The sequence below is a fragment of the Neisseria animalis genome (assembly GCF_900636515.1).
GTDB lineage: Bacteria > Pseudomonadota > Gammaproteobacteria > Burkholderiales > Neisseriaceae > Neisseria > Neisseria animalis.
In genome coordinates this window covers 1,583,631-1,610,605 of sequence record NZ_LR134287.1, presented here as the reverse complement: position 1 = coordinate 1,610,605, position 26,975 = coordinate 1,583,631, and the positions used below count along the sequence as shown (strand labels likewise).

Sequence of the window (26,975 nt, the reverse complement as noted above, 5' to 3'; positions counted from 1 at the left end):
AAATACATGACAGGGCGGGATTGTATGACTTAGAATATTCAGGCTGATTCATTTCTTTTTTAACATACATACGAATGGATGAAAAATGGCTGAGAACTATGTAATTTGGTTTGAAAACCTACGCATGACCGATGTCGAGCGCGTAGGCGGTAAAAACGCCTCTTTGGGCGAAATGATCAGCCAGCTGGCTGAAAAAGGCGTGCGTGTGCCGGGCGGTTTTGCCACGACTGCCGAAGCCTACCGTGCATTTTTGGCTCATGAAGGTTTGAGCGACCGTATTTCCGCAGCCTTGGCAAAATTGGACGTGGACGATGTGGCAGAGTTGGCGCGCGTGGGCAAAGAAATCCGCCAATGGATTTTGGATACGCCGTTCCCCGACCAGTTGAATGCCGAAATCGAAGAGGCATGGAACAAAATGGTTGCCGATGCCGGTACGCCGGATATTTCCGTAGCCGTGCGCTCGTCTGCAACAGCCGAAGACCTGCCGGACGCTTCGTTTGCCGGCCAGCAAGAAACTTTCCTGAACATCAACGGCTTGGATAATGTTAAAGAAGCCATGCACCATGTGTTCGCCTCCCTGTATAACGACCGCGCCATTTCCTACCGTGTTCATAAAGGCTTTGAACACGACATCGTAGCCTTGTCTGCCGGCGTGCAGCGCATGGTGCGTTCCGACAGCGGCTCTTCGGGCGTAATGTTCAGTATCGATACCGAATCAGGTTACGACCAAGTTGTCTTTATTACCGCATCTTACGGCTTGGGCGAAAACGTGGTTCAAGGCGCGGTTAACCCCGACGAATTTTATGTATTCAAGCCGACGCTCAAACAAGGCAAACCGGCGATTCTGCGTAAGACCATGGGTTCCAAGCAGATTAAAATGATTTTCACCGACAAAGCAGAAGCAGGCAAATCCGTTACCAATATCGATGTGCCGGAAGAAGACCGCAACCGCTTCTCGATTACCGATGAAGAAATCACCGAATTGGCACATTACGCGCTGATTATCGAAAAACACTACGGCCGCCCGATGGACATCGAGTGGGGTCGCGACGGTATCGATGGCAAGCTCTACATCCTGCAAGCCCGTCCCGAAACCGTCAAATCTCAAGAAGACGGCACCCGCAGCCTGCGCCGCTACACCATCAGCGGCGAGAAAAAAGTCTTGTGCGAAGGCCGCGCCATCGGTCAGAAAGTCGGCCAAGGCAAAGTACGCTTGGTGAAAGACGCTTCGCAAATGGAAAGCGTGGAAGCGGGTGATGTATTGGTAACCGACATGACCGACCCTGATTGGGAGCCGGTAATGAAACGCGCTTCCGCCATCGTAACCAACCGCGGCGGCCGTACCTGCCATGCCGCGATTATCGCGCGCGAATTGGGCATTCCCGCAGTAGTAGGTTGCGGCGATGCGACTTCATTGCTGTCTGAAGGCCAAGAAGTAACCGTATCTTGTGCCGAAGGCGATACCGGCCTGATTTACGAAGGTCTGCTGAACGTAGAAGTAACCGATGTTGCTTTGGACAATATGCCGAAAGCGCCGGTTAAAGTGATGATGAACGTCGGCAACCCCGAATTGGCATTCAGCTTCTCCGGCCTGCCGAGCGAAGGCATCGGCTTGGCGCGTATGGAATTTATCATCAACCGCCAAATCGGTATCCACCCGAAAGCCTTGTTGGAATTTGACAAACAAGACGACGAGCTGAAAGCCGAAATCAGCAGCCGTATTGCAGGCTATGCCTCTCCGGTAGATTTCTATGTCGACAAAATCGCCGAAGGCGTGGCAACGCTGGCCGCATCGGTTTATCCGCGTAAAACCATCGTCCGCATGTCCGACTTCAAATCCAACGAATACGCCAACTTGGTCGGCGGCAACATCTACGAACCGCACGAAGAAAACCCGATGTTGGGCTTCCGCGGCGCGGCGCGTTATGTTTCCGAAGACTTTGCCGACGCATTCGCCTTGGAATGCAAAGCCTTGAAACGCGTTCGCGACGAAATGGGGCTGACCAACGTCGAAATCATGATTCCGTTTGTCCGCACCTTGAGCGAAGCCGAAGCCGTGATTAAAATCCTGAAGAGCCACGGCTTGGAGCGCGGCAAAAACGGCCTGCGCCTGATTATGATGTGCGAAGTGCCGAGCAACGCGCTGCTGGCGGAGCAGTTCTTGCAATACTTCGACGGCTTCTCCATCGGCTCAAACGACATGACCCAGCTCACCTTGGGCGTGGACCGCGACAGCGGCGGCCCGATTGCCTCAACCTTCGATGAGCGCAATCCTGCCGTTAAAGTCATGCTGCATCTGGCCATTTCCGCCTGCCGCAAGCAAAACAAATATGTCGGCATCTGCGGCCAAGGCCCGTCGGATCACCCCGATTTTGCCAAATGGCTGGTAGAAGAGGGTATTGAGAGCGTATCGCTGAACCCGGATACCGTTATCGAAACATGGCTGTATCTGGCAAACGAGCTGAACAAATAATCAGGCCGTCTGCAAAAAGACAGCAAAGCCGCCTTATGAAAATAGGGCGGCTTTTTTTCCATTTGCAGACGGCATTATCAGGCGCACGCCACAATATATATAGTCGAATAAAATAAGAATGAGACAAGGCAGCGAAGCCGCAGACAGTACACATAGTACGGCAAGGCAAAGCAACGCTGTATCATTCTTATTTGAAATGACTATATCGGGCAAAGAAAAGCAGAAAGCGATACAATAAAGCACCTCAAACCACCCCAAACCCCGCCGATGATACGTTTTACCGACAGCCATTGCCACTTGGCCGAACCCGTATGGCAAAACAACCTGCCTAGCGTATTGTCAGAAGCCGAAGCAGCAGGCGTATACCGCTTTCTTGTTCCCGCCACTGCGCCACACGATTGGCAGCAAGTCGCAGATTTACCCGAAAGGCCGTCTGCAAATCAGCAAATCCGCATCGCATTCGGCATACATCCGTGGTTTGCCGCCGATATATCCGAGCAAAACTGGCAGAGCTTGGAAACCCTGTTGCAGCAATATCCGCAAGCATGGGTAGGTGAAGCAGGGCTGGACTATCTCCAGCAGCACAAAGCAGCATGGGCGGTTCAGCAGCAGGTTTTCATCAGGCAGCTTGAATTGGCGCAGCGGCTCAAGCGGCGGATTATCGTCCACAACGTCAAAGCCTCCGCCGCCGTGATTGCCGCCGTCAAAGCCGCAAATTTTACCCAAGGCGGCATTATCCATGCCTTTTCAGGCAGCCTAGAAGAAGCCGAAAGCCTGATACGGTACGGCTTTTACATCGGCATCGGCTCATTGCTGCTAAACCCGACAGCGAAAAAAGTCCGCCAAGCCGCCGCCAAGCTGCCGCCGGAGCGCATCGTATTGGAAACCGACAGCCCCTTCATGCTGAAAAACGCCGTCAACACCCCGGCCAACATCCGCCGCATTGCCGCCGAAACCGCCGCCTTGCGCGGCATCAGCATAGAAGAACTTTCCCGCCAAACCGAAAAAAACATCAACCTGCTTTTTGCAGACGGTATAACCCCACCCGAAACCCCGACATCATGAATATCGGCACATACCACATCGAAACCCCCATCGCCCTTGCCCCGATGGCAGGCATTACCGACAAACCCTTCCGCCGCCTGTGCAGAGCATACGGCGCAGGCTGGGCGGTTGGCGAAATGCTCACCAGCGATCCCAGCTTGCGGCACACCAAAAAATCACAATACCGCAGCGACTTTTCCGCAGAAAACGGCATCATCGCCGTACAAATCCTCGGCAACGACCCCGCCGTGATGGCAGAAGCCGCCCGCTACAATATCGCGCAAGGCGCACAAGTCATCGACATCAACATGGGCTGCCCCGCCAAAAAAGTCTGCAATGTTGCCGCCGGCAGCGCGCTCATGCAAAACGAAAAACTCGTTGCCCGCATACTCGAAGCCGTAGTCGGCGCGTCAACCGTACCCGTTACCCTCAAAACCCGCTTAGGCTGGGCAGACGAACACAAAAACCTCCCCGCCATCGCCAAAATAGCCGAAGAATCCGGCATTGCCGCCTTAGCCGTCCACGGCCGCACCCGCACCCAAATGTACAAAGGCGAAGCCGAATACGGCCTGATAGCCGAAGTCAAAAGCCGTCTGCACATACCCGTATGGGTCAACGGCGACATCACCAGCCCGCAAAAAGCCGCCGCCGTCCAAGCGCAAACCGGCGCAGACGGCGTTATGATAGGGCGGGGCGCACAAGGCCAGCCGTGGTTGTTTCGCGACATCAAACACTATTTGGCGCATAAAACCCTGCCGCCGCCCCTCAGCCTTGCCGAATGCAGCCGCACCATACTTGCCCACCTGCAAGCCATGCACACCTTCTACGGCAGCGCAGACGGCCTCCGCATAGCCCGCAAACATCTAGGCTGGTATCTCAGCCCCATGCCCGAAGGCGAGGCCGTCCGCCGCGCCATCAACCAAATCAACGATGCCGCCGAACAATACGATGCCGTAGCCGCCTATCTCGACAAGCTCCCCCAATATACCGACCAATGGGCGAGCAGCTACCGATAGCCATAAGGCCGTCTGCAAACTGCAAACCGCCGCCAAGACCTGCTATACTGACTGCCCAAACCCCTTCCGCGCCCCAGCCATGCCCGACCGCCTTTTTAACGCCAACAAACACCGCCTCAAACTAGCAGCCTTCGGCGCAACCGCCGCCGTATTGCTGTTTGTCGGCATGAGCGCGTCGGTGTACCACATTTTCAGCCCCGAGCGCATACAGGCATGGGCAGACCAAGCCCTGCAAAATACCCGCCGTACCATTCGCTTCGACAGCGAAATCGGCAGAAGCTGGTTTCCCCGCCCAACCCTTACCCTGCACAACATCATCATCTCGCGCCCCGACCGCCGCGATGCCGCCATCCGCATCAAGCGCACCCAAATCGGCTTCGCATGGCAGAGCCTTTGGCAGCGCCAACCCATCATCGAAAAATGGATTATCGACCATGCCGAAGCCTCCATACAGCAAAACCAAGACCGCAGTTGGAGCATACAAGACCTTGCCGAACGCCGCAGCGCCGCCGTCAACCGCCTGATTATCGCCAACAGCCGTCTGCAAATCCAAACCCCCGCAGGCAGCCAAACAATCCAAGCCCTCAATCTCAACCTGCAAGCCGAAAAAGCAGACGGCCGCCGCTTTCAAATCAGCGGCACCTTACCCCATCAAACCCACCCCGTAACATGGCAGGGGCAGGGCGTATGGAAAGCAGAAGCCCAAAGCTGGCGCATACCCGATTTCCGCCTGCAAGCCCAAGGCCGTCTGCAAAATCAGCCATTAGAAATCCAAGCAGAAGCCGCCCTGCAATGGCAGCCGCAGCAGCACCGCCTGCAAGCCGCTCATACCATAATCAGCGCAGACAGCAGCCATCAAAACCTCCACCTTACCGCCCAAATCCCCCAATGGGAGCTTACCCCCGAGCGGCTGCACATCAACACCCTGAGCAGTACCCTTACCGCCGCCGACCAGCATAGCCGCTGGAGCGCCACCCTTACCCTCGACAAAGCCAACCTCCGCCCCAAAGTCGCCACCATTGCCGCCGCAGAAATCAAAGGCAGCCACCAAACCGTTTACCACCAAACCCAATTTACCGCCGCCGCCCCCTTGCTCTGGCAGCAGGGCGCAGGCATCGAAACCAAACCGCTCAAGCTCACCCTCCGCCGCCAAACCCTTACCGAGCCTACCGCCCCCCATTTCAATACCGACCTACAAGGCAGCCTGAACATCGCCCCCGACCAAAGCTGGCAGGGCGCATTCCAAGGCCTGTTCGACCGCAGCCCCGCCGTCTTGAATCTACAAGGCCGCCGCAATCCCGCAGGCATCGCCCAAATAGAAGCCGCCGTTGCCCTGCAAAAGCTCAACCTTACCCCCTATTGGCAGGAAATCAGCCAAGCAAACCCCGAATATCCCGCATGGCTCGCGCAGCCGAACGCCCCCCAAATCGCCGCCAATCTCCGCATCGGCAGCATACAGCTTCCCCGCGCGCAGATGGACAACCTGACCGCCCAAATCCGCGCAAACAGCAAAGAGCTGGCCGTATCCCCCTTCCAAGCCGAACTCTACGGCGGCAAAACCAACGGCACATTTTCCCTGTCCAACACCCAACCCCTCCGCTACCGCCTGCAGCAGCACATCAGCGGCGTACACATCCGCCCCCTGCTGCAAGACACCTTCAACTTCCGCAACCTGAGCGGTACCGCCCAAGCCGCCATCGACCTGAACGCCCAAAACATCCGCCCCATCAGTCAAACCCTGAGCGGCAGCATCAACCTCGATATTACAGACGGCATCTGGCACGGCATCGACCTGCACAACATTCTCCAAAGCGGCAAAATCAACCAAACCGCCCAAAATCCCCAAACCCCCTTTACCCGCTTTACCTACCAAAGCAACATACAAAACGGCATCGGCAGCCACCAAAACACCCGCCTGTATGCCGAAAGCCTGCACGCCCTAAGCAGCGGCCATACCGACTTCGCCCGCAACAAACTCAACGAAACCCTGATCATCTACAACCCCCGCAATCCCCAAGCCAAACCCATACCCCTGCAAATCAGCGGCAGCCTCGACAACCCCGCCCTTACCCTAGATTACCGCCGATTAACCCAAGGAATGCACACCCCCGCCGAAAAACAAAAAGCCATCGCCCAAACCCTCAAAGAGCAATGGCAATGGCTCAAGCCCCAACAAAACACCCCAAAACCCCCAAAATCCCCCTAGCCCGAAACCTTTGCAAAACAAACAACAAACCAAACCCAAAATCAAAACCGATAATATAGTCGAATAAAATAAGAATGAGACAAGGCAGCGAAGCTGCAGACAGTACACATAGTACGGCAAGGCAAAGCAATGCTGTATCATTCTTGTTTTAAATGACTATATAGTCGAATAAAATAAGAATGAGACAAGGCAGCGAAGCTGCAGACAGTACACATAGTACGGCAAGGCAAAGCAATGCTGTATCATTCTTGTTTTAAATGACTATATAGTCGAATAAAATAAGAATGAGACAAGGCAGCGAAGCCGCAGACAGTACACATAGTACGGCAAGGAAAAGCAACGCTGTATCATTCTTATTTTAAATGACTATACCTGTTGTTTGCAAAACCATACCCCAACTTATCAAAAAATTACCCTTCCTAAAGCGGCCAAACTCCCGTTCCCAAAACCCCGCAGCACATTCCCGCTCCCAACCCCCAAACCCCCGCAAAGGCCGTCTGCAAAAAGCCTCGCGCCGATCTGCTGTCAAAAACTGAATAAAAGCTCTAAAATTTCGCAAATTCAAAGCCTTAGCTTTTTTCGCTGCCATTGCAAAAAAACAACAATCCCCTGCCAAACCCCGCCGCCCCAAACCCCGCCATTTTTTTTTTTTTTTCAGCAGCTTAAAACATACACCCGTGCAGGTAGATAAGCAGGCGCAAAAAAGCCGATAAATAAAAGCAAATCAACTCCTTCCCATCTTGCCCAACCACTATAAACCCATGGCAAAACGCAGTATAATGCTGCTGGGATTTGTCTGTTGCCAGTAAAAAAGTCAAAAAGCAGCAGGCAGCAAAGCGCGCGGCAAGAGCGTCCCGAAAAGGGGATACGCTCCCCTTGCCGTTTCCAAATACCGCATGGAAAGAGAAGCAGCAGTACCGCCGAATTGGAAGTGTGGGAAAACAATATTCACTAACACTTATTAAATATTAAAGTTCTTAATACATGAATAAGATTTATAAAACAAAATACGACGAGGCAACCGGTCGGATAGTTGTAGTATCCGAATTGGCTGCCAATAAAGGGAAAACTTCCAGCAAAGAAGGCAGCAGCGCAACAGGCGCGCGCCGTACCGTAAGCCGCATGATGGTTGCGCTGATTGGTGCATTCGCCATTTCTCAGACGGCCTTTGCAGCAACAGCGGCTGATGGTTTGATTTCTATTCATGAAGGCACTAATACTGCTGCTGTATCTAATGGTGGCTCTGCAATCGCTGTGGGTAGTGGTGCTACAGCAAGGGGTGAAGGCTCTGTAACCATCGGTAAAGCTGCTGTGGGTACATTGAACTCCGTAGTAATCGGTCCCGGCGCAAGATCAGATATTCCGGGCGATGAAACCACTATGGGTGGTAATGCAACTACAGACGGCAATGTGGTAATCGGTAAAAACGCTTATGGTGGTAGCGAAACTGATGATATTGGTGGTTTAATTGCTATCGGTAAAGGTTCAAGCTCAACTGCTAACCACGGTATTGCTATTGGTGAAGGTGCAATTGCTAAGCCAACTTCTACAAACGAAGCTGACTCTATCGCTATCGGTTTTAATGCACTTGCAAGCAGACAGTCTTCTACTGCATTAGGTACAGATGCAACAGCAAGTGGTACTTATGCGACTTCTTTAGGTAAAGGATCTGATGCTACAGGTCATTCTGCAACAGCAACGGGTACTGATGCACAAGCAACAGCTAATAATGCTGTTGCAACAGGTTCTGATGCAAAAGCAACAAACTCAAGTGCGGTTGCAACAGGTAATGCAGCATTAGCAACAGGTATTTACTCAACAGCAACGGGTGCTCTGGCAAAAGCTACTGACCAAAACTCAAGTGCTTATGGTAGTGAAACCACAGCAAGTGGCTATGCTTCAACAGCTTTAGGTAATAAATCTACAGCATCTGGCAATGAATCAACAGCTGTGGGTACAGGGGCTTTGGCTGATAAAAAAGGTGCGGTTGCAACGGGTTATAAATCTAATGCAACAGGTATTTACTCAACAGCAGCAGGTGCTCAATCAGAAGCTACTGCTCAAAACTCAAGTGCTTATGGTAGTGAAACCACAGCAAGTGGCTATGCTTCAACAGCTTTAGGTAATAAATCTACAGCATCTGGCAATGAATCAACAGCTGTGGGTACAGGGGCTTTGGCTGATAAAAAAGGTGCGGTTGCAACGGGTTATAAATCTAATGCAACAGGTATTTACTCAACAGCAGCAGGTGCTCAATCAGAAGCTACTGCTCAAAAGGCAAGTGCATTTGGTAGTGAATCTAGTGCAAATGGCTACGCTTCAACTGCGTTAGGTAACAACTCAACAGCATCTGCTACTGACTCAACTGCGGTGGGTGCAGGTTCTTCAGCAACTGCAACATCTGCAACTGCATTGGGTGAAGGCTCAGTTGCTAACGGCAAATACTCTGTTGCCTTAGGTGCGAACAGTGTAACCAGCACGACAAAAACAGCAAATACTGCCGGTATGTCTTACTACGACCAAGTAGAAATCAACGGCGTAGAATACGAAGGCTGGGCAGGCTTGGGTCGTAACTTTGAAGGCGCACAACCGATTTCCGTGGTTTCTGTCGGTGATGTCGGCGCAGAACGCCGTATCCAAAACTTGGCAGCAGGTTTGATTGCCAAAGACTCTACCGACGCGGTAAACGGTTCTCAGCTCTTCTCTCTGGCCGCCAAAGTGAAAAACGGCTACACCCACGTTAACGACGGTACTCAAGAGCAATATGACGACTGGTTCAGCGTAACGCAAGCCGATATTGATGCAAAACAAGCAGAAGTAAATGCTGCAACCAATATGGAAGTGCGTGCGGAATTGCAAGAAGAGTTGAACAACCTGAAAGAGAAGTTCGCTCGTATTCAAGAAAAACAAGCCAATAACGCAGGTTTGTACCACCAAATCGGTGGCGCAACAGGCACATACTCCATGACCATGGGCGTAAACGCCTCTGCCACCGCAGATAACGCTATTTCTTTGGGTCATAATGCCAAAGCAACTGAAGCCAATTCGGTAGCCTTGGGCGCAGGCTCGACCACAGTTGCCGCCACTCCGACTTCAAGCGCAACTATTGGTGATGTTACTTATTCAGGCTTTGCCGGTAAAACACCGGCAGGTGTGGTATCTGTTGGCGATGTTGGCGCAGAACGCCAAATCCAAAACGTTGCCGCAGGTCAAATTACCGCAACCTCAACCGATGCCATCAACGGTTCGCAACTGTATCAAGTAATCGACAAAACCAATCAAGACATCAAAGCGGCTAAAACCGAAGTAACCGGCGAAGGTCTGGCGCAAGTAACCACCTCGACAGGCGACAACGGTCAAACCATCTACAACGTAAACGTACCGAAAGCGGGCGATGCAACCTTTACCGCAGGTCAGGTAAACGTTGAAGGCGGCGATACCACCGTCTTCACCGCAGACCAAGTGGTTAATGCCATCAACAACTCAGGCTGGAACGTTACCGCAGCTGAAAACGGCACCAACGAGCTGGTACAACCGGGCGAAACCGTAACCTTCGCCGCAGGTAAAAACATGACCTTGGTACAAGAAGGCCAAACCTTCACTTACGCCACTAAAGATGATGTGAACTTCAACAGCGTACAGTTTGGCGACACAGGTCCTAAGATTACCGCTGACGGCGGCAACCTGAAAGTAGAAGGTCCGAACGGCGATTCAGTCAACATCACCAACGTCAAAGCGGGTGAGAATGACACAGATGCTGTTAACGTGAAACAGTTAAAAGACACGGTAGCGGAGTCAAAAGAAACTGTTGTATCAACCGACAAGTCAGTAGACATCAAGACAGGCACCAACGCCAATGGTGCGGCTGAGTTCGACCTGTCCGTTAAAACCGACAACAAAACGCTGGAAAAAGACTCTGAAACAGGCGAGTTGAAAGTTAAAACCATCGACCTGACCGTAAACGGCGGTAAAGTAGCCGATGCCGGCGACACCACCAGCCTGATTACCGCAGACGAAGTGGCGAAAACCATCAACGAAAGCGGTTGGTATGTAACTTCAGAAGGTGGTTCAAGCGAGTTGGTACAACCGGGCGAAACCGTAACCTTCGCCGCAGGTAAAAACATGACCTTGGTACAAGACGGTCAAACCTTCACCTACGCCACTAAAGACGATGTGAACTTCAACAGCGTACAGTTTGGCGACACCACAGGTCCTGTCATCAGCAGCAACACAGACGGCGCAATCCATCTGGGTGAAGGCTCGACCACAGGCGGCCCGGTACAAATCGTTAACCTGAAGAGCGGTTTGGAAAATCCTGACGGCAGCACCTTCAGCATAGCTGATGCCGCAGGCGACCAGTTGAACAACGCCGTAAACGTAGGTGACCTGAAAACAACCGTTAAAGAAGTGAGCGCCGATGCCTACGGTCTGAAAGACGAGAACGGCAACGAGTTCAAACAAGACTTGGGTACAACCGCCCAAATCAAAGGTGACGGCAACATCAACACCAACGTTGTAACCAACGAGGACGGCAGCAAAGCCCTCGAAGTGAGCTTGTCACACAAAGTGGACATCGGTCCGGGCAAAGACGGTCAAGACGGCTCGCTGGGCGTTAACGGCGCAGACGGCGACAGCGTAACCATCACCCCTGAAGCCATCGTCTTCCACGGCAAGAACGGCGAAGACGGCCAAAGCGGCAGCCTCAAAATGGTTGACGGCTTACCGGGCTTGGACGGCGCCAACGGCTTGGACGGCCGCGACGGCGAAAGCGAACTGCGTCTTGAATTTGACGGCAAACAACTGGCCACGCTGGAAGACGGCTTGCGCTTTACCGGTAACAACGACGTTGAGAACAAACACAACTCAACAGTCTGGTTACCATTGAAGGCGAAGGCGTAGACAAAGCGACTTCAGACAGCTTCCTTTCCGCAGCAGGCAACATCAACGTAGTAGCAGACGGCGGCAGCACCCTGACCATCCAATTGAACAAAGACGTAAACTTGGGTGAAACAGGCTCCCTGTCCTTCGGCGATACGAAGATTGACGTAACCGAAAAAGGCAACATCAATCTGGGTAAAGGCAAAGACGGTACAGAAGCTGTACAAATCGTAAATCTGGACAGCGGTCTGAAAGATGAAGCAGGCAATACCTTCACCATCACAGACGCACCGGATACGATTAACAACAATGCTGTTAACGTAGGCGACCTGAAAGACGCAATCAAAGCCTCTACCGTAGAAGTAGCAGGCAGCGGCTTAGCGGACGTAACGACCTCGACAGGCGACAACGGTCAAACCATCTACAACGTAAACGTACCGAAAGCAGACGCACCCGTTATCAACGGCTTGGGCGTAGCAGGTAACATCGAAGGCGGCGATACCATGGTATTGTCAGCAAACGATGTTGTGAACACCATCAACAACTCAGGCTGGAACGTTACCGCAGCGGGCGAGAACGCCACAGGTGCATCTAGCGAATTGGTGAAACCGGGTGAAACCGTAACCTTCCAAGCAGGCAAAAACCTGACCTTGGTACAAGAAGGCCAAACCTTCACCTACGCCACTAAAGACGATGTGAACTTCAACAGCGTACAGTTTGGCGACACCACAGGTCCTGTCATCAGCAGCAACACAGACGGCGCAATCCATCTGGGTGAAGGCTCGACCACAGGCGGCCCGGTACAAATCGTTAACCTGAAGAGCGGTTTGGAAAATCCTGACGGCAGCACCTTCAGCATAGCTGATGCCGCAGGCGACCAGTTGAACAACGCCGTAAACGTAGGTGACCTGAAAACAACCGTTAAAGAAGTGAGCGCCGATGCCTACGGTCTGAAAGACGAGAACGGCAACGAGTTCAAACAAGACTTGGGTACAACCGCCCAAATCAAAGGTGACGGCAACATCAACACCAACGTTGTAACCAACGAGGACGGCAGCAAAGCCCTCGAAGTGAGCTTGTCACACAAAGTGGACATCGGTCCGGGCAAAGACGGTCAAGACGGCTCGCTGGGCGTTAACGGCGCAGACGGCGACAGCGTAACCATCACCCCTGAAGCCATCGTCTTCCACGGCAAGAACGGCGAAGACGGCCAAAGCGGCAGCCTCAAAATGGTTGACGGCTTACCGGGCTTGGACGGCGCCAACGGCTTGGACGGCCGCGACGGCGAAAGCGAACTGCGTCTTGAATTTGACGGCAAACAACTGGCCACGCTGGAAGACGGCTTGCGCTTTACCGGTAACAACGACGTTGAGAACAAACACAAACTCAACAGTCTGGTTACCATTGAAGGCGAAGGCGTAGACAAAGCGACTTCAGACAGCTTCCTTTCCGCAGCAGGCAACATCAACGTAGTAGCAGACGGCGGCAGCACCCTGACCATCCAATTGAACAAAGACGTAAACTTGGGTGAAACAGGCTCCCTGTCCTTCGGCGATACGAAGATTGACGTAACCGAAAAAGGCAACATCAATCTGGGTAAAGGCAAAGACGGTACAGAAGCTGTACAAATCGTAAATCTGGACAGCGGTCTGAAAGATGAAGCAGGCAATACCTTCACCATCACAGACGCACCGGATACGATTAACAACAATGCTGTTAACGTAGGCGACCTGAAAGACGCAATCAAAGCCTCTACCGTAGAAGTAGCAGGCAGCGGCTTAGCGGACGTAACGACCTCGACAGGCGACAACGGTCAAACCATCTACAACGTAAACGTACCGAAAGCAGACGCACCCGTTATCAACGGCTTGGGCGTAGCAGGTAACATCGAAGGCGGCGATACCATGGTATTGTCAGCAAACGATGTTGTGAACACCATCAACAACTCAGGCTGGAACGTTACCGCAGCGGGCGAGAACGCCACAGGTGCATCTAGCGAATTGGTGAAACCGGGTGAAACCGTAACCTTCCAAGCAGGCAAAAACCTGACCTTGGTACAAGACGGTCAAACCTTCACCTACGCCACTAAAGACGATGTGAACTTCAACAGCGTACAGTTTGGCGACACCACAGGTCCTGTCATCAGCAGCAACACAGACGGCGCAATCCATCTGGGTGAAGGCTCGACCACAGGCGGCCCGGTACAAATCGTTAACCTGAAGAGCGGTTTGGAAAATCCTGACGGCAGCACCTTCAGCATAGCTGATGCCGCAGGCGACCAGTTGAACAACGCCGTAAACGTAGGTGACCTGAAAACAACCGTTAAAGAAGTGAGCGCCGATGCCTACGGTCTGAAAGACGAGAACGGCAACGAGTTCAAACAAGACTTGGGTACAACCGCCCAAATCAAAGGTGACGGCAACATCAACACCAACGTTGTAACCAACGAGGACGGCAGCAAAGCCCTCGAAGTGAGCTTGTCACACAAAGTGGACATCGGTCCGGGCAAAGACGGTCAAGACGGCTCGCTGGGCGTTAACGGCGCAGACGGCGACAGCGTAACCATCACCCCTGAAGCCATCGTCTTCCACGGCAAGAACGGCGAAGACGGCCAAAGCGGCAGCCTCAAAATGGTTGACGGCTTACCGGGCTTGGACGGCGCCAACGGCTTGGACGGCCGCGACGGCGAAAGCGAACTGCGTCTTGAATTTGACGGCAAACAACTGGCCACGCTGGAAGACGGCTTGCGCTTTACCGGTAACAACGACGTTGAGAACAAACACAAACTCAACAGTCTGGTTACCATTGAAGGCGAAGGCGTAGACAAAGCGACTTCAGACAGCTTCCTTTCCGCAGCAGGCAACATCAACGTAGTAGCAGACGGCGGCAGCACCCTGACCATCCAATTGAACAAAGACGTAAACTTGGGTGAAACAGGCTCCCTGTCCTTCGGCGATACGAAGATTGACGTAACCGAAAAAGGCAACATCAATCTGGGTAAAGGCAAAGACGGTACAGAAGCTGTACAAATCGTAAATCTGGACAGCGGTCTGAAAGATGAAGCAGGCAATACCTTCACCATCACAGACGCACCGGATACGATTAACAACAATGCTGTTAACGTAGGCGACCTGAAAGACGCAATCAAAGCCTCTACCGTAGAAGTAGCAGGCAGCGGCTTAGCGGACGTAACGACCTCGACAGGCGACAACGGTCAAACCATCTACAACGTAAACGTACCGAAAGCAGACGCACCCGTTATCAACGGCTTGGGCGTAGCAGGTAACATCGAAGGCGGCGATACCATGGTATTGTCAGCAAACGATGTTGTGAACACCATCAACAACTCAGGCTGGAACGTTACCGCAGCGGGCGAGAACGCCACAGGTGCATCTAGCGAATTGGTGAAACCGGGTGAAACCGTAACCTTCCAAGCAGGCAAAAACCTGACCTTGGTACAAGACGGTCAAACCTTCACCTACGCCACTAAAGACGATGTGAACTTCAACAGCGTACAGTTTGGCGACACCACAGGTCCTGTCATCAGCAGCAACACAGACGGCGCAATCCATCTGGGTGAAGGCTCGACCACAGGCGGCCCGGTACAAATCGTTAACCTGAAGAGCGGTTTGGAAAATCCTGACGGCAGCACCTTCAGCATAGCTGATGCCGCAGGCGACCAGTTGAACAACGCCGTAAACGTAGGTGACCTGAAAACAACCGTTAAAGAAGTGAGCGCCGATGCCTACGGTCTGAAAGACGAGAACGGCAACGAGTTCAAACAAGACTTGGGTACAACCGCCCAAATCAAAGGTGACGGCAACATCAACACCAACGTTGTAACCAACGAGGACGGCAGCAAAGCCCTCGAAGTGAGCTTGTCACACAAAGTGGACATCGGTCCGGGCAAAGACGGTCAAGACGGCTCGCTGGGCGTTAACGGCGCAGACGGCGACAGCGTAACCATCACCCCTGAAGCCATCGTCTTCCACGGCAAGAACGGCGAAGACGGCCAAAGCGGCAGCCTCAAAATGGTTGACGGCTTACCGGGCTTGGACGGCGCCAACGGCTTGGACGGCCGCGACGGCGAAAGCGAACTGCGTCTTGAATTTGACGGCAAACAACTGGCCACGCTGGAAGACGGCTTGCGCTTTACCGGTAACAACGACGTTGAGAACAAACACAAACTCAACAGTCTGGTTACCATTGAAGGCGAAGGCGTAGACAAAGCGACTTCAGACAGCTTCCTTTCCGCAGCAGGCAACATCAACGTAGTAGCAGACGGCGGCAGCACCCTGACCATCCAATTGAACAAAGACGTAAACTTGGGTGAAACAGGCTCCCTGTCCTTCGGCGATACGAAGATTGACGTAACCGAAAAAGGCAACATCAATCTGGGTAAAGGCAAAGACGGTACAGAAGCTGTACAAATCGTAAATCTGGACAGCGGTCTGAAAGATGAAGCAGGCAATACCTTCACCATCACAGACGCACCGGATACGATTAACAACAATGCTGTTAACGTAGGCGACCTGAAAGACGCAATCAAAGCCTCTACCGTAGAAGTAGCAGGCAGCGGCTTAGCGGACGTAACGACCTCGACAGGCGACAACGGTCAAACCATCTACAACGTAAACGTACCGAAAGCAGACGCACCCGTTATCAACGGCTTGGGCGTAGCAGGTAACATCGAAGGCGGCGATACCATGGTATTGTCAGCAAACGATGTTGTGAACACCATCAACAACTCAGGCTGGAACGTTACCGCAGCGGGCGAGAACGCCACAGGTGCATCTAGCGAATTGGTGAAACCGGGTGAAACCGTAACCTTCCAAGCAGGCAAAAACCTGACCTTGGTACAAGACGGTCAAACCTTCACCTACGCCACTAAAGACGATGTGAACTTCAACAGCGTACAGTTTGGCGACACCACAGGTCCTGTCATCAGCAGCAACACAGACGGCGCAATCCATCTGGGTGAAGGCTCGACCACAGGCGGCCCGGTACAAATCGTTAACCTGAAGAGCGGTTTGGAAAATCCTGACGGCAGCACCTTCAGCATAGCTGATGCCGCAGGCGACCAGTTGAACAACGCCGTAAACGTAGGTGACCTGAAAACAACCGTTAAAGAAGTGAGCGCCGATGCCTACGGTCTGAAAGACGAGAACGGCAACGAGTTCAAACAAGACTTGGGTACAACCGCCCAAATCAAAGGTGACGGCAACATCAACACCAACGTTGTAACCAACGAGGACGGCAGCAAAGCCCTCGAAGTGAGCTTGTCACACAAAGTGGACATCGGTCCGGGCAAAGACGGTCAAGACGGCTCGCTGGGCGTTAACGGCGCAGACGGCGACAGCGTAACCATCACCCCTGAAGCCATCGTCTTCCACGGCAAGAACGGCGAAGACGGCCAAAGCGGCAGCCTCAAAATGGTTGACGGCTTACCGGGCTTGGACGGCGCCAACGGCTTGGACGGCCGCGACGGCGAAAGCGAACTGCGTCTTGAATTTGACGGCAAACAACTGGCCACGCTGGAAGACGGCTTGCGCTTTACCGGTAACAACGACGTTGAGAACAAACACAAACTCAACAGTCTGGTTACCATTGAAGGCGAAGGCGTAGACAAAGCGACTTCAGACAGCTTCCTTTCCGCAGCAGGCAACATCAACGTAGTAGCAGACGGCGGCAGCACCCTGACCATCCAATTGAACAAAGACGTAAACTTGGGTGAAACAGGCTCCCTGTCCTTCGGCGATACGAAGATTGACGTAACCGAAAAAGGCAACATCAATCTGGGTAAAGGCAAAGACGGTACAGAAGCTGTACAAATCGTAAATCTGGACAGCGGTCTGAAAGATGAAGCAGGCAATACCTTCACCATCACAGACGCACCGGATACGATTAACAACAATGCTGTTAACGTAGGCGACCTGAAACTTGCCGTAAACGAAGCAGTAGGCAAATCAGGCTTCACGCTGAAAGCGGACAAAGCTAAAGACGGTAAGAACACCACAGATGCCTCACTTGCAGACGGCGAGTTCATCGGAGCAGGTGAAACCGTAACCCTGATTGCCGGTAAGAACATGATTGTCGAGCACACAGCAGACGGCAACATCACTTACTCAACAGACGACCGAGTAACCTTCGGTGGTTTGGGCAAAGACGGTAAAGACGGTAAAGACGGCTTTATCGGCATCAACGGTAAAGACGGCAAAGACGGTATCAGTCTGACGCCTGACGCCATTACCTTCCACGGCGAAGACGGTCGTGATGGTGTGGACGGCATTACAATCGTCCCTGACGCAATCACCTTCCGTGGTTTGGACGGTGTTAACGGCAAAGACGGCGTAGACGGTAAAGATGCAAGCCTCACCATGGGTAAAGGCGAAAAAGGTCTTGATGGTAACGACGGTGTAGACGGCAAGAGCAAGACCCGCATCATCTACACCAAGCCGAATGGTGATGAGGAAGAAGTAGCGACCCTGAACGACGGTCTGTACTTCACCGGTAACAACAGCGATACCCTGAACCCGCACAAACTGAACAGCACAGTTCACATTGTGGGCGATAAAGCAAAAGGTGATACTTCGAGCTTCGTTTCTGCACAAGGCAACATCAACGTAGTAGCAGACGGCGGCAGCACCCTGACCATCCAGTTGAACAAAGACGTAAACTTGGGTGAAACAGGTTCCCTGTCCTTCGGCGATACGAAGATTGACGTAACCGAAAAAGGCAACATCAATCTGGGTAAAGGCAAAGACGGTACAGAAGCTGTACAAATCGTAAATCTGGACAGCGGTCTGAAAGATGAAGCAGGCAATACCTTCACCATCACAGACGCACCGGATACGATTAACAACAACGCTGTTAACGTAGGCGACCTGAAACTTGCCGTAAACGAAGCAGTAGGCAAATCAGGCTTCACGCTGAAAGCGGACAAAGCTAAAGACGGTAAGAACACCACAGATGCCTCACTTGCAGACGGCGAGTTCATCGGAGCAGGTGAAACCGTAACCCTGATTGCCGGTAAGAACATGATTGTCGAGCACACAGCAGACGGCAACATCACTTACTCAACAGACGACCGAGTAACCTTCGGTGGTTTGGGCAAAGACGGTAAAGACGGTAAAGACGGCTTTATCGGCATCAACGGTAAAGACGGCAAAGACGGTATCAGTCTGACGCCTGACGCCATTACCTTCCACGGCGAAGACGGTCGTGATGGTGTGGACGGCATTACAATCGTCCCTGACGCAATCACCTTCCGTGGTTTGGACGGTGTTAACGGCAAAGACGGCGTAGACGGTAAAGATGCAAGCCTCACCATGGGTAAAGGCGAAAAAGGTCTTGATGGTAACGACGGTGTAGACGGCAAGAGCAAGACCCGCATCATCTACACCAAGCCGAATGGTGATGAGGAAGAAGTAGCGACCCTGAACGACGGTCTGTACTTCACCGGTAACAACAGCGATACCCTGAACCCGCACAAACTGAACAGCACAGTTCACATTGTGGGCGATAAAGCAAAAGGTGATACTTCGAGCTTCGTTTCTGCACAAGGCAACATCAACGTAGTAGCAGACGGCGGCAGCACCCTGACCATCCAGTTGAACAAAGACGTAAACTTGGGTGAAACAGGTTCCCTGTCCTTCGGCGATACGAAGATTGATGTTACGCCTAAAGGCAACATCCATCTGGGTCGAGGCGATCAAGGTGCTCCGGTACAAATCGTCAACTTGGAAAGCGGTCTGAAAGACGAAGACGGTAATCAGGTAGCCTTGATTAACGCTTCCGGCGATATGCTGAACAATGCAGTTAACGTAGGCGACCTGCAAAACGCGCTGGCCGGCGTAACCAAGTCTGAAGTACGCGCAGGTACCAACGTAGCCAATGTTACGCATACAGTCGGTGCAAACGGTGAGTCTATCTACACCGTAAACGCCGAAGGTACCAATGTGAAAGCAGGCAGCGACAACGTTACCGTAACCCACGGCAAACGTGACGGCGACAACGATGTTACTTACACCGTTGACATTGCCAAAGACTTGGTACTGGACAGCGTAACTACCGGTAATGCAACGCTGGACGGCAAAGGTCTGACCATTGCCGGCGGCCCGAGCCTGACTGTTGACGGTCTCGATGCAGGCGGTAAGACGATCACAGGTGTTAAAGCCGGTGTGAATCCGGACGATGCAGTAAACATGAGTCAGTTGAATGCAGCGGTGAAAGGTGCGAAGAGCACAGTATCTTCTGCTGATGATTCGGTTACTGTACGCGAAACCGTACATCCTGCTACCGGCGTGACCAACTACGACTTGTCTGTGAAAGTTGACGGTACAACCATTACCAACGAGCCGGGTAAAGGCTTGACAGTACACACAACGGAATTTGAACATGCCAATGGCCAAGTACAAGTTCCGGCCGGAAATGAAGGCAAATTGGCAACTGCTGACGACATTGCCAAAGCAATCAACAATTCCGGCTTCACGCTGACTGCTCAAGGTGAAAACGGTTCTGTGGTGAAACCGGGTTCGACAGTGGATATGAAAAATACTGACGGCAATATTGCCATCAGCAAATCTGCTGACGACAACGCTGTGGTATACAACTTGGCGAAAGACATCAAAGTCGATACGCTCCAAGTTGGCGGCGAAAACGGTCCGAAAATTGGTGCTGACGGCGAAGGTAACATCGCTATCGGTAATGCCAACGGCGAACCGGTCCGCATTACCAATGTTGCGCCGGGTGTAAACGGTACAGACGCTGTTAACGTGAATCAGTTGAAACATGGTTTGGGCCAACTGAAAAACGATATTGACAATGTCGGTAAGAAAGCCAATGCAGGTGTTGCCGGTGCGATTGCACAAGGCTCTATCCCGCAAGTTACCCGTCCGGGCGCAACCGGTTTGGGTATCGGCGGTGGCTACTATGGTGGCGAATCTGCGATGGCAATCGGTCTGTCGTCTATGAGCGACGGCGGTAACTGGATTATCAAAGGTAACTTCTCTGCCAACAGCAACGGTAACGTTGGTATCGGTGCAGGTGCGTTGTACCAATGGTAATCAAGCAGGATTAATTTCCGAGCAAAGTAAAACAGGGCGTTCGCGCCCTGTTTTTTTTATGGTCTTTTTTTATGACGGATTGGAAGAAAATGATGATTGGGCGGATAGGGTTGCTATCGCCTGCCGTCTGCGTTTGGGGTTGGGTGAAATGGAAACGGTTGTGGTGTAGCGGGAACAAGCGACAAGCAGGGGAGGATTTTGATGTTTGGAAAAGTTTGGACGGATGGCGGGGCGGCATCGACGTGCAGGGTTGAGGCTATAGTCATTTAAAATAAGAATGATACAGCGTTGCTTTGCCTTGCCGTACTATGTGTACTGTCTGCGGCTTCGCTGCCTTGTCTCATTCTTATTTTATTCGACTATAGTAATCGAATGGTTTTTTCTGCCAGTAAAACTTGTGTTTTTGCAGACGGCCCCGATAGGGTTCGCCGCTGCCGAGTTCAAACCGCAACGCGCCGGATTGGTCGGTGCGGAGCAGAGTAATGCCGTGTGCGCTGACGCGGGTTTGTACGGCGGGTGTCGGGTGTCCGTAGGCATTGCCGTAGCCGCTGGAGGCAACGGCATATTGCGGTGAAACGGTGTTGAGAAAAGTTCCTGAAGATGCGCTGTTGCTGCCGTGGTGCCCCAATATTAACACTTGGCTGTACAGTTTGCTGCCGTATTGCTCGAGCAAGGCCAGCTCGCCTTTTTTGGCCAAATCGCCGGTCAGTAAAATAGCTTCTCCGCCGGCAACTGCGCGTAAGATGCAGCTTTGGTCGTTGTCTGCTTGGTTGTCGTGTGCGGGCAGGGTAAGAAATTCAAACCATACGTTGTCCCATTGCCATTGTTGGCGGCGGCACGGTTGCGCGTTGGGATAGTATTCGGGTTGGCCTGCCCAGAGGGTTGCCGGTTGCGTGTATTGTTGTACGGCGGCAAAACCGCCATCGTGGTCGTTGTCGTGATGGGAGAGGACGAGTGCGTCCAAGCGGCGTATGCCGAGGGCATTTAAGGTGGGAATGATGTTGGAAACGGCGGTAGGAAGGGTGGCGGTATCGAACAGCAGAGTGCGGCGGGCGGTTTGGAGTAATACGGATAAGCCTTGGCCTGAATCCATAACGGTGATTTGCAGACGGCCTGTTTCGACTTTTTCGGGGCGGTAAAAGACAAAGGCGGCCAGCACCAGCCATGCCAGCGGGCGCAAACCCAAGCCGCGAGGTAACAGGATTAGTAGGGAAGCAGCGGCTGCAAACAGGGTAAGCGGCAGCGGGGCGGCGGCAACCGGCCATTCGGGGGCGTATGCGGCAAGCCATAATAAAAAGCGCAGGGTATATTCTGCCAAGGCTGCCGCCGTCCATTGCAAGGGGGTAAACGGTAGAGCGGAAGCGGATAATGCCAAAGGGGTTAACACCCATGAAAACCACGGAATGGCGATGGCGTTGATTATCGGGCTGATTAAGGGCAGGGCGGCAAACAGATGGCCGAGTAAGACGATGGAGCATACCGAAGCCGCCCATTGCCCGCGCAAGGCCGTCTGCAAACCGCGTATTTGCAGACGGCCCGAGCTGCCCCAAATTAAGGCGGCAACCAAACCGAACGACAGCCAAGTTCCTACGCCCAATACGGAAAGGGGATCGAGTAATAACACGGCGGCGAGTGCCTGCCACCAGCCTGCCCATACTGATGATGTACGGCTGCGCCACCATGTCCAAGCAAAGGCGGCCAGCATCAGTATGCTGCGTTGGGTCGGTACGCCGAATCCCGCCATGCCCGCGTAAAGCAGCGCAGCGCTTAAGCCGCCGAACAGTATCCACAGGCGGGGTTTGGCAGGGGTAAAGGGCAGGCGGCGCAAGAATTGTTTGACCAGCCAGCCTGCCATCAGCGCAATCATGGTAACGTGCAGCCCCGAAATGCTGACCAGATGTGTCAGCCCCAAAGGACGGAACGCCTGCCACAATTCGGGGCGCAGGGCGGATTGTTCGCCTATGCTTAAGGCGCGCATCAGGGCAATGCCGTCTGCAAAATCATGACCGTACTCGGGAGTATGCTGCCAGCGGCGGCTGACGGTTTCCCTGAGGGCGGTAAGGTTTGCGCGGCTGCCGTCTGCCAGCGGTTGGCGGACTTTGCCGATCGTTCCCACGCCGCCGATACCGTTTGCCAGCGCCCATGTTTCGCGGTTGAAACCGCGCAGGTTGACTTCTCCGATTACGGGACGTACCCGCGCGGAAACCTGCCAGCGGCTGCCGACTGCCCAGTCGCGCAGTTGGTAGTCTGAAAGCAGCAGGGTGAATGTTTGTCCGGAAGAATGGCGGGCAGTGGCGGTAAATTGAACCCGTTTTTCATTGATGCGGGGAATGTCGGCAACTTCGATGGTCAGCTCGGCCGCCTCCGAGCGGTGCAGCGGCCATTGGGCAGAGAGGGCATTTTCGGTACGCCATACGCCGTAGCCCGTGCCGAGCAGCAGGACAAGCAGCAGCCACGCCGTGCGCCACCGCAATCCTGCCGCCGCCAACAGGGCAAATGCAGACGGCCATACCGCCCAATGCGGTATGGCGGGAAGCGCGAAAGAAAGCACCACGCCGATTACCCAGCACGGCAATATGAAGCGGAGCAGGGTTGCGGGTATGGAAAACGGACGGTTTGGATTCATAAGCCGCAGGAAGGAAAAGCAATACCGGATATTTTGCAGACGGCCATCACAGGAAAGCAGGGCTAGCCGTCGATAATCCCTAAGTCTTTCAGCCCGCGGTAAACGCCGTCTTCATCTACACTCGGGCAGATATGGCGCGCCGCAGCTTTGGCGGCTGCCGCACCGTTGCCCATTGCCACGCCGAAACCGACGCTTTGCAGCATTTCGACATCGTTTAAGCCGTCGCCGAAAGCCATGACATCTTGCATGGCGATACCGAGCTTGGCGATGGCGGCGGTAATGCCTTGGGCTTTCGAATGCCCGACAGGCAGCATATCAACCGCCTGCTTGTGCCAGCGTACGGTTTGCAGACCGGCCGCCGCAATGTCGCCGGCCACTTCCTGATCGCGGTCGGCAGAATAGAAAGCCAGCATTTGATATACGGGCGCGGTGCGGAAATAATATTTGTCGGTAGGGTGTACGGGCAGAATGTCTGCCAAGGCGGTTTCTACTTGCGGTACGGGTTCGGAAACGGCGATTTCGGCATGGTTGACAAAGGCATAAGGAATGTTTTTGCCGTCGAAATAGGCAGCCATGGCGGCAAGGGTATCGGTATTCATGGCAGCGGTGTGCAGGGGCTTGCCGCGAAACTCGACATACTGGCCGTTGATGGTAACCAGCATATCCGTACCGGTTTCGGCAATCAGGGCTTTAATTTTGGGAGGAATGGCAACAGGCGGCCTGCCCGTTGCAATCGCGGTCAGGATACCGCGTGCTTTCAAGGCGCGCAATGCAAGGGCAACCGAGGGGCGGACGGTATCGCTCTCTTTACGGTAAAGCGTGTCGTCGATGTCGAAAAAAATGATTTTGGGCGTGAACATAAACGGCTTCCTACGGGCATTTTGCAGACGGCCTCATTGTAACATTCGTAACGCTTAACAGGCTAAATCTGTTAAAATCGCGGCTTTGACCCGAGAAAAGCCACGGTTTATGCAGTTTCAACCCGATTATTTGAAAATGGAGGAGCATTTCCTTCATGTGCCGTATTTTAACCATGCCCGACGCGTGCGCGTATTGCTGCCGAAAGACTATTACAATGAGCCGGAGGCGCGTTATCCCGTTGTTTATATGCACGACGGGCAGAATGTGTTTTACAGTAAAGAGTCTTATTCGGGGCATTCGTGGAAAATCATTCCGACCGTTAAAAAGCAGCACGATTTGCCCAAGCTGATTATTGTCGGCATCGACAATGCCGGTACGCAAAGGCTGGACGAATACGGGCCGTGGCGTACCAATACGGGCTCTACGCCGGAAACTGCCCACGCAGGCGGCATGGGCATGATGTATGGGAAATGGGTGGTGGAAACGGTTAAGCCGTTTATCGACCGCAGTTACCGCACCTTGCCGCAGCGGGAGCATACCCTGCTGGCGGGCAGCTCGATGGGCGGCATCATTACCGCCTACATGGGCGCGGCATACCCGAATGTTTTCGGGCATTTGGGCGTGTTTTCGCTGGCTTCGTGGTTTAACGAGCAGGACTTCAACGCTTTTATCCACCACCACCCGATAGACCGCAACAGCCGCGTGTTTATCCAAGTCGGCACCAATGAAGGAGATGAAATAGATTCACATTTCATTTCCAATATGAACCAAGCCTATATTGATTGCACGCTGCATTATTATCAGGCGCTTATCCGCACCGGACACCCGCTGGACAATATCCGCTTGCGAATCATGGCGCATGAAATTCATCACGAATACCATTGGGCAAATCATTTTGCCGATTTCCTGCGTTTTGCATTGTTGCGCTGACGGGTGCGTATGGCCGGTTGTCGCGTCAAACTTTTATAGTCATTTAAAATAAGAATGATACAGCGTTGCTTTGCCTTGCCGTACTATGTGTACTGTCTGCGGCTTCGCTGCCTTGTCTCATTCTTATTTTATTCGACTATATGTTGGGTGAAACCTTGATAAAAAGCCGTCTGCAAATTTGATTTTGCAGACGGCTTTTGCTGTCAGTCGTATGGTTTATTCTTCATCGCTGCTGATGCTGATGCTGTGCTCCATTTTGCTCGGATGCACTTTCAGCCCGCCGCAACCGGCTTTTTCGGCGGAAAGGCGTTGCAGGTAGGCTTCATCGATGTCGCCGGTTTGGTAAATACCGTTGAAGCAGGAAGAATCGAAGGATACGATGTTCGGGTTTAAGGCTTTGACGGCGGCTTCCAAATCGCTTAACTCTTGGAATACTACTCCGTCCGCACCGATTTCCCGTGCAATTTCTTCAGGGGTTCTGCCGTTGGCAATCAATTCTTCGCGGGTCGGCATATCGATGCCGTACACGTTGGGATAGCGTATTTCGGGGGCGGCGGAGGCAAGATAGACTTTGCGCGCTCCGGCTGCGCGTACCATTTCGACGATTTCGCGGCTGGTAGTACCGCGTACGATAGAGTCGTCCACCAGCAGCACACTTTTGCCTTTGAATTCGGTTTCCATCGGGCTGAGCTTCTGGCGCACGGATTTTTTGCGCGTTGCTTGGCCGGGCATGATGAAGGTGCGGCCGATGTAGCGGTTTTTAATCAGACCCTCGCGATAGGGTTTTTGCAGGTGTGCGGCAAGTTCCATGGCGCTGGGGCGGCTGGTATCGGGAATCGGCATGACAACATCGATGTCGTCAAGCGGCAGTTGGCGTTTGATTTTTTCTGCCAGCGAAATGCCCATGTCCAAACGGGACTGGTAAACGGATACACCGTCGATCACGGAGTCGGGGCGGGCAAAATAAACGTATTCAAACAGGCAGGGGCTGAGTTTGGCGTGTTCGCTGCACTGGCGCGAGTAGAATTTGCCGTCGAAAGTGATGAATACGGCTTCGCCCGGAGCGATGTCGCGTTCCAAATCAAATTCGATGGCATTGAAGGCAACGGACTCGGAAGAAACGGCATAGGATTTTCTGCCTTCGGCATCGGTTTGCGTACCCAAAACCAAAGGACGGATGCCGTGGGGGTCGCGGAAAGCCAGCATACCGTAACCGGCAATCATGGCCACCACGCCGTATGCGCCGCGAACGAGGGTATGTACTTGGCGGACGGCGTTGAAAATATTGTCGATGTTCAGGCGTTTGTCGCTGTTGCCGGATACTTCATGGCGCAGTTCGTGGGCGAAGACGTTGAGCAATACTTCGGAATCGGAACTGGTGTTGATGTGGCGCAGGTGTTTGTTGCACACGTTTTCGTACAGTTCGGTGGTATTGGTCAGGTTGCCGTTGTGCGCCAACACGATGCCGAAGGGCGAGCTGACGTAAAAAGGCTGCGCCTCCGCACTGCTGCCCGCGTTGCCGGCAGTAGGGTAGCGGACATGGGCGATGCCTGCATTGCCGATCAGGTCGCGCATATTGCGGGTGCGAAAGGCTTCGCGCACCATGCCTTTGGCTTTGTGCATATGAAACATACTGCCTTCTGCGGTTACGATGCCGGCGGCATCCTGACCACGGTGTTGCAGCATTTGCAAGCCGTCATACAATAATTGGTTGACCGGTTCATGACTCACCAAACCTAATACGCCACACATGGGTGTTTTCTCCAAAATAAGGTAAACCCGAGGGTTCTGAAATTTGCCGGATTGCGCCGGCTGCTGAAATAAAGAACATCAAAACCGTTTGCAGACGGCATTTTGCGGAATATGCCGTCTGCAA

The 26,975-nt window shown here is 53.1% G+C and carries 10 protein-coding genes; 7 read left to right on the top strand and 3 right to left on the bottom strand.

Translation table 11 applies throughout. The features are described 5' to 3' along the window. The first annotated feature begins 85 nt into the window (after positions 1-85). The 6 genes from ppsA to EL111_RS10565 all read left to right on the top strand — a co-directional run bounded on the left by ppsA (position 86) and on the right by EL111_RS10565 (position 20,682). On the top strand, positions 86-2,473 hold the full coding sequence (gene ppsA / locus EL111_RS07485; RefSeq protein ID WP_123794481.1) for a phosphoenolpyruvate synthase: 2,388 nt from the start codon (positions 86-88) through the stop codon (positions 2,471-2,473). A 270-nt stretch (positions 2,474-2,743) separates the two neighbouring features. Beyond that, positions 2,744-3,538 carry a TatD family hydrolase gene (locus tag EL111_RS07480; protein WP_123794694.1) on the top strand — a complete coding sequence of 265 codons (795 nt, stop codon included), beginning with the start codon at positions 2,744-2,746 and terminating at the stop codon, positions 3,536-3,538. Next, positions 3,535-4,533: a tRNA dihydrouridine synthase DusB gene (gene dusB / locus EL111_RS07475; RefSeq protein WP_123794480.1), complete on the top strand. Its 999-nt coding sequence runs from the start codon at positions 3,535-3,537 to the stop codon at positions 4,531-4,533. Before EL111_RS07480 ends, dusB begins: the two co-directional genes overlap by 4 nt. Before the next feature lie 79 nt (positions 4,534-4,612). Beyond that, complete coding sequence (locus tag EL111_RS07470) at positions 4,613-6,739, top strand: AsmA family protein (RefSeq protein WP_126325851.1); 2,127 nt, start codon at positions 4,613-4,615, stop codon at positions 6,737-6,739. 984 nt (positions 6,740-7,723) lie between these two features. Continuing rightward, complete coding sequence (locus EL111_RS10570; RefSeq protein ID WP_164715655.1) at positions 7,724-11,638, top strand: ESPR-type extended signal peptide-containing protein; 3,915 nt, start codon at positions 7,724-7,726, stop codon at positions 11,636-11,638. An 83-nt stretch (positions 11,639-11,721) separates the two neighbouring features. Beyond that, a complete protein-coding gene (locus tag EL111_RS10565) occupies positions 11,722-20,682 on the top strand; it encodes a YadA-like family protein (RefSeq protein ID WP_164715654.1) in 8,961 nt (2,986 codons plus the stop codon). 346 nt (positions 20,683-21,028) lie between these two features. On the opposite strand, the gene EL111_RS07405 is transcribed toward EL111_RS10565, so the two are convergent. Further along, entirely contained in the window at positions 21,029-23,308 is a 2,280-nt protein-coding gene (locus EL111_RS07405) for a DNA internalization-related competence protein ComEC/Rec2 (protein ID WP_123795829.1), read from the bottom strand. Positions 23,309-23,370: 62 nt separating this feature from the next. Further along, on the bottom strand, positions 23,371-24,168 hold the full coding sequence (locus tag EL111_RS07400; protein ID WP_123795831.1) for a Cof-type HAD-IIB family hydrolase: 798 nt from the start codon (positions 24,166-24,168) through the stop codon (positions 23,371-23,373). A 109-nt stretch (positions 24,169-24,277) separates the two neighbouring features. Between EL111_RS07400 and EL111_RS07395 the strand changes: the two genes are divergently transcribed. Further along, positions 24,278-25,099 carry an alpha/beta hydrolase gene (locus EL111_RS07395; protein ID WP_123795833.1) on the top strand — a complete coding sequence of 274 codons (822 nt, stop codon included), beginning with the start codon at positions 24,278-24,280 and terminating at the stop codon, positions 25,097-25,099. Between the two features lie 216 nt (positions 25,100-25,315). On the opposite strand, the gene purF is transcribed toward EL111_RS07395, so the two are convergent. Continuing rightward, entirely contained in the window at positions 25,316-26,851 is a 1,536-nt protein-coding gene (gene purF / locus EL111_RS07390; RefSeq protein ID WP_123795834.1) for an amidophosphoribosyltransferase, read from the bottom strand. Positions 26,852-26,975 lie beyond the last annotated feature (124 nt).

Excerpts from the sequence above, each read along its gene's own strand:
- ppsA (WP_123794481.1), top strand. The coding sequence starts at position 86 with ATGGCTGAGAACTATGTAATTTGGTTTGAAAACCTACGCATGACCGAT.
- dusB (WP_123794480.1), top strand. The coding sequence starts at position 3,535 with ATGAATATCGGCACATACCACATCGAAACCCCCATCGCCCTTGCCCCG.
- EL111_RS07470 (WP_126325851.1), top strand. The coding sequence starts at position 4,613 with ATGCCCGACCGCCTTTTTAACGCCAACAAACACCGCCTCAAACTAGCA.
- EL111_RS10570 (WP_164715655.1), top strand. The coding sequence starts at position 7,724 with ATGAATAAGATTTATAAAACAAAATACGACGAGGCAACCGGTCGGATA.
- EL111_RS07405 (WP_123795829.1), bottom strand. The coding sequence starts at position 23,308 with ATGAATCCAAACCGTCCGTTTTCCATACCCGCAACCCTGCTCCGCTTC.
- EL111_RS07400 (WP_123795831.1), bottom strand. The coding sequence starts at position 24,168 with ATGTTCACGCCCAAAATCATTTTTTTCGACATCGACGACACGCTTTAC.
- EL111_RS07395 (WP_123795833.1), top strand. The coding sequence starts at position 24,278 with ATGCAGTTTCAACCCGATTATTTGAAAATGGAGGAGCATTTCCTTCAT.
- purF (WP_123795834.1), bottom strand. The coding sequence starts at position 26,851 with ATGTGTGGCGTATTAGGTTTGGTGAGTCATGAACCGGTCAACCAATTA.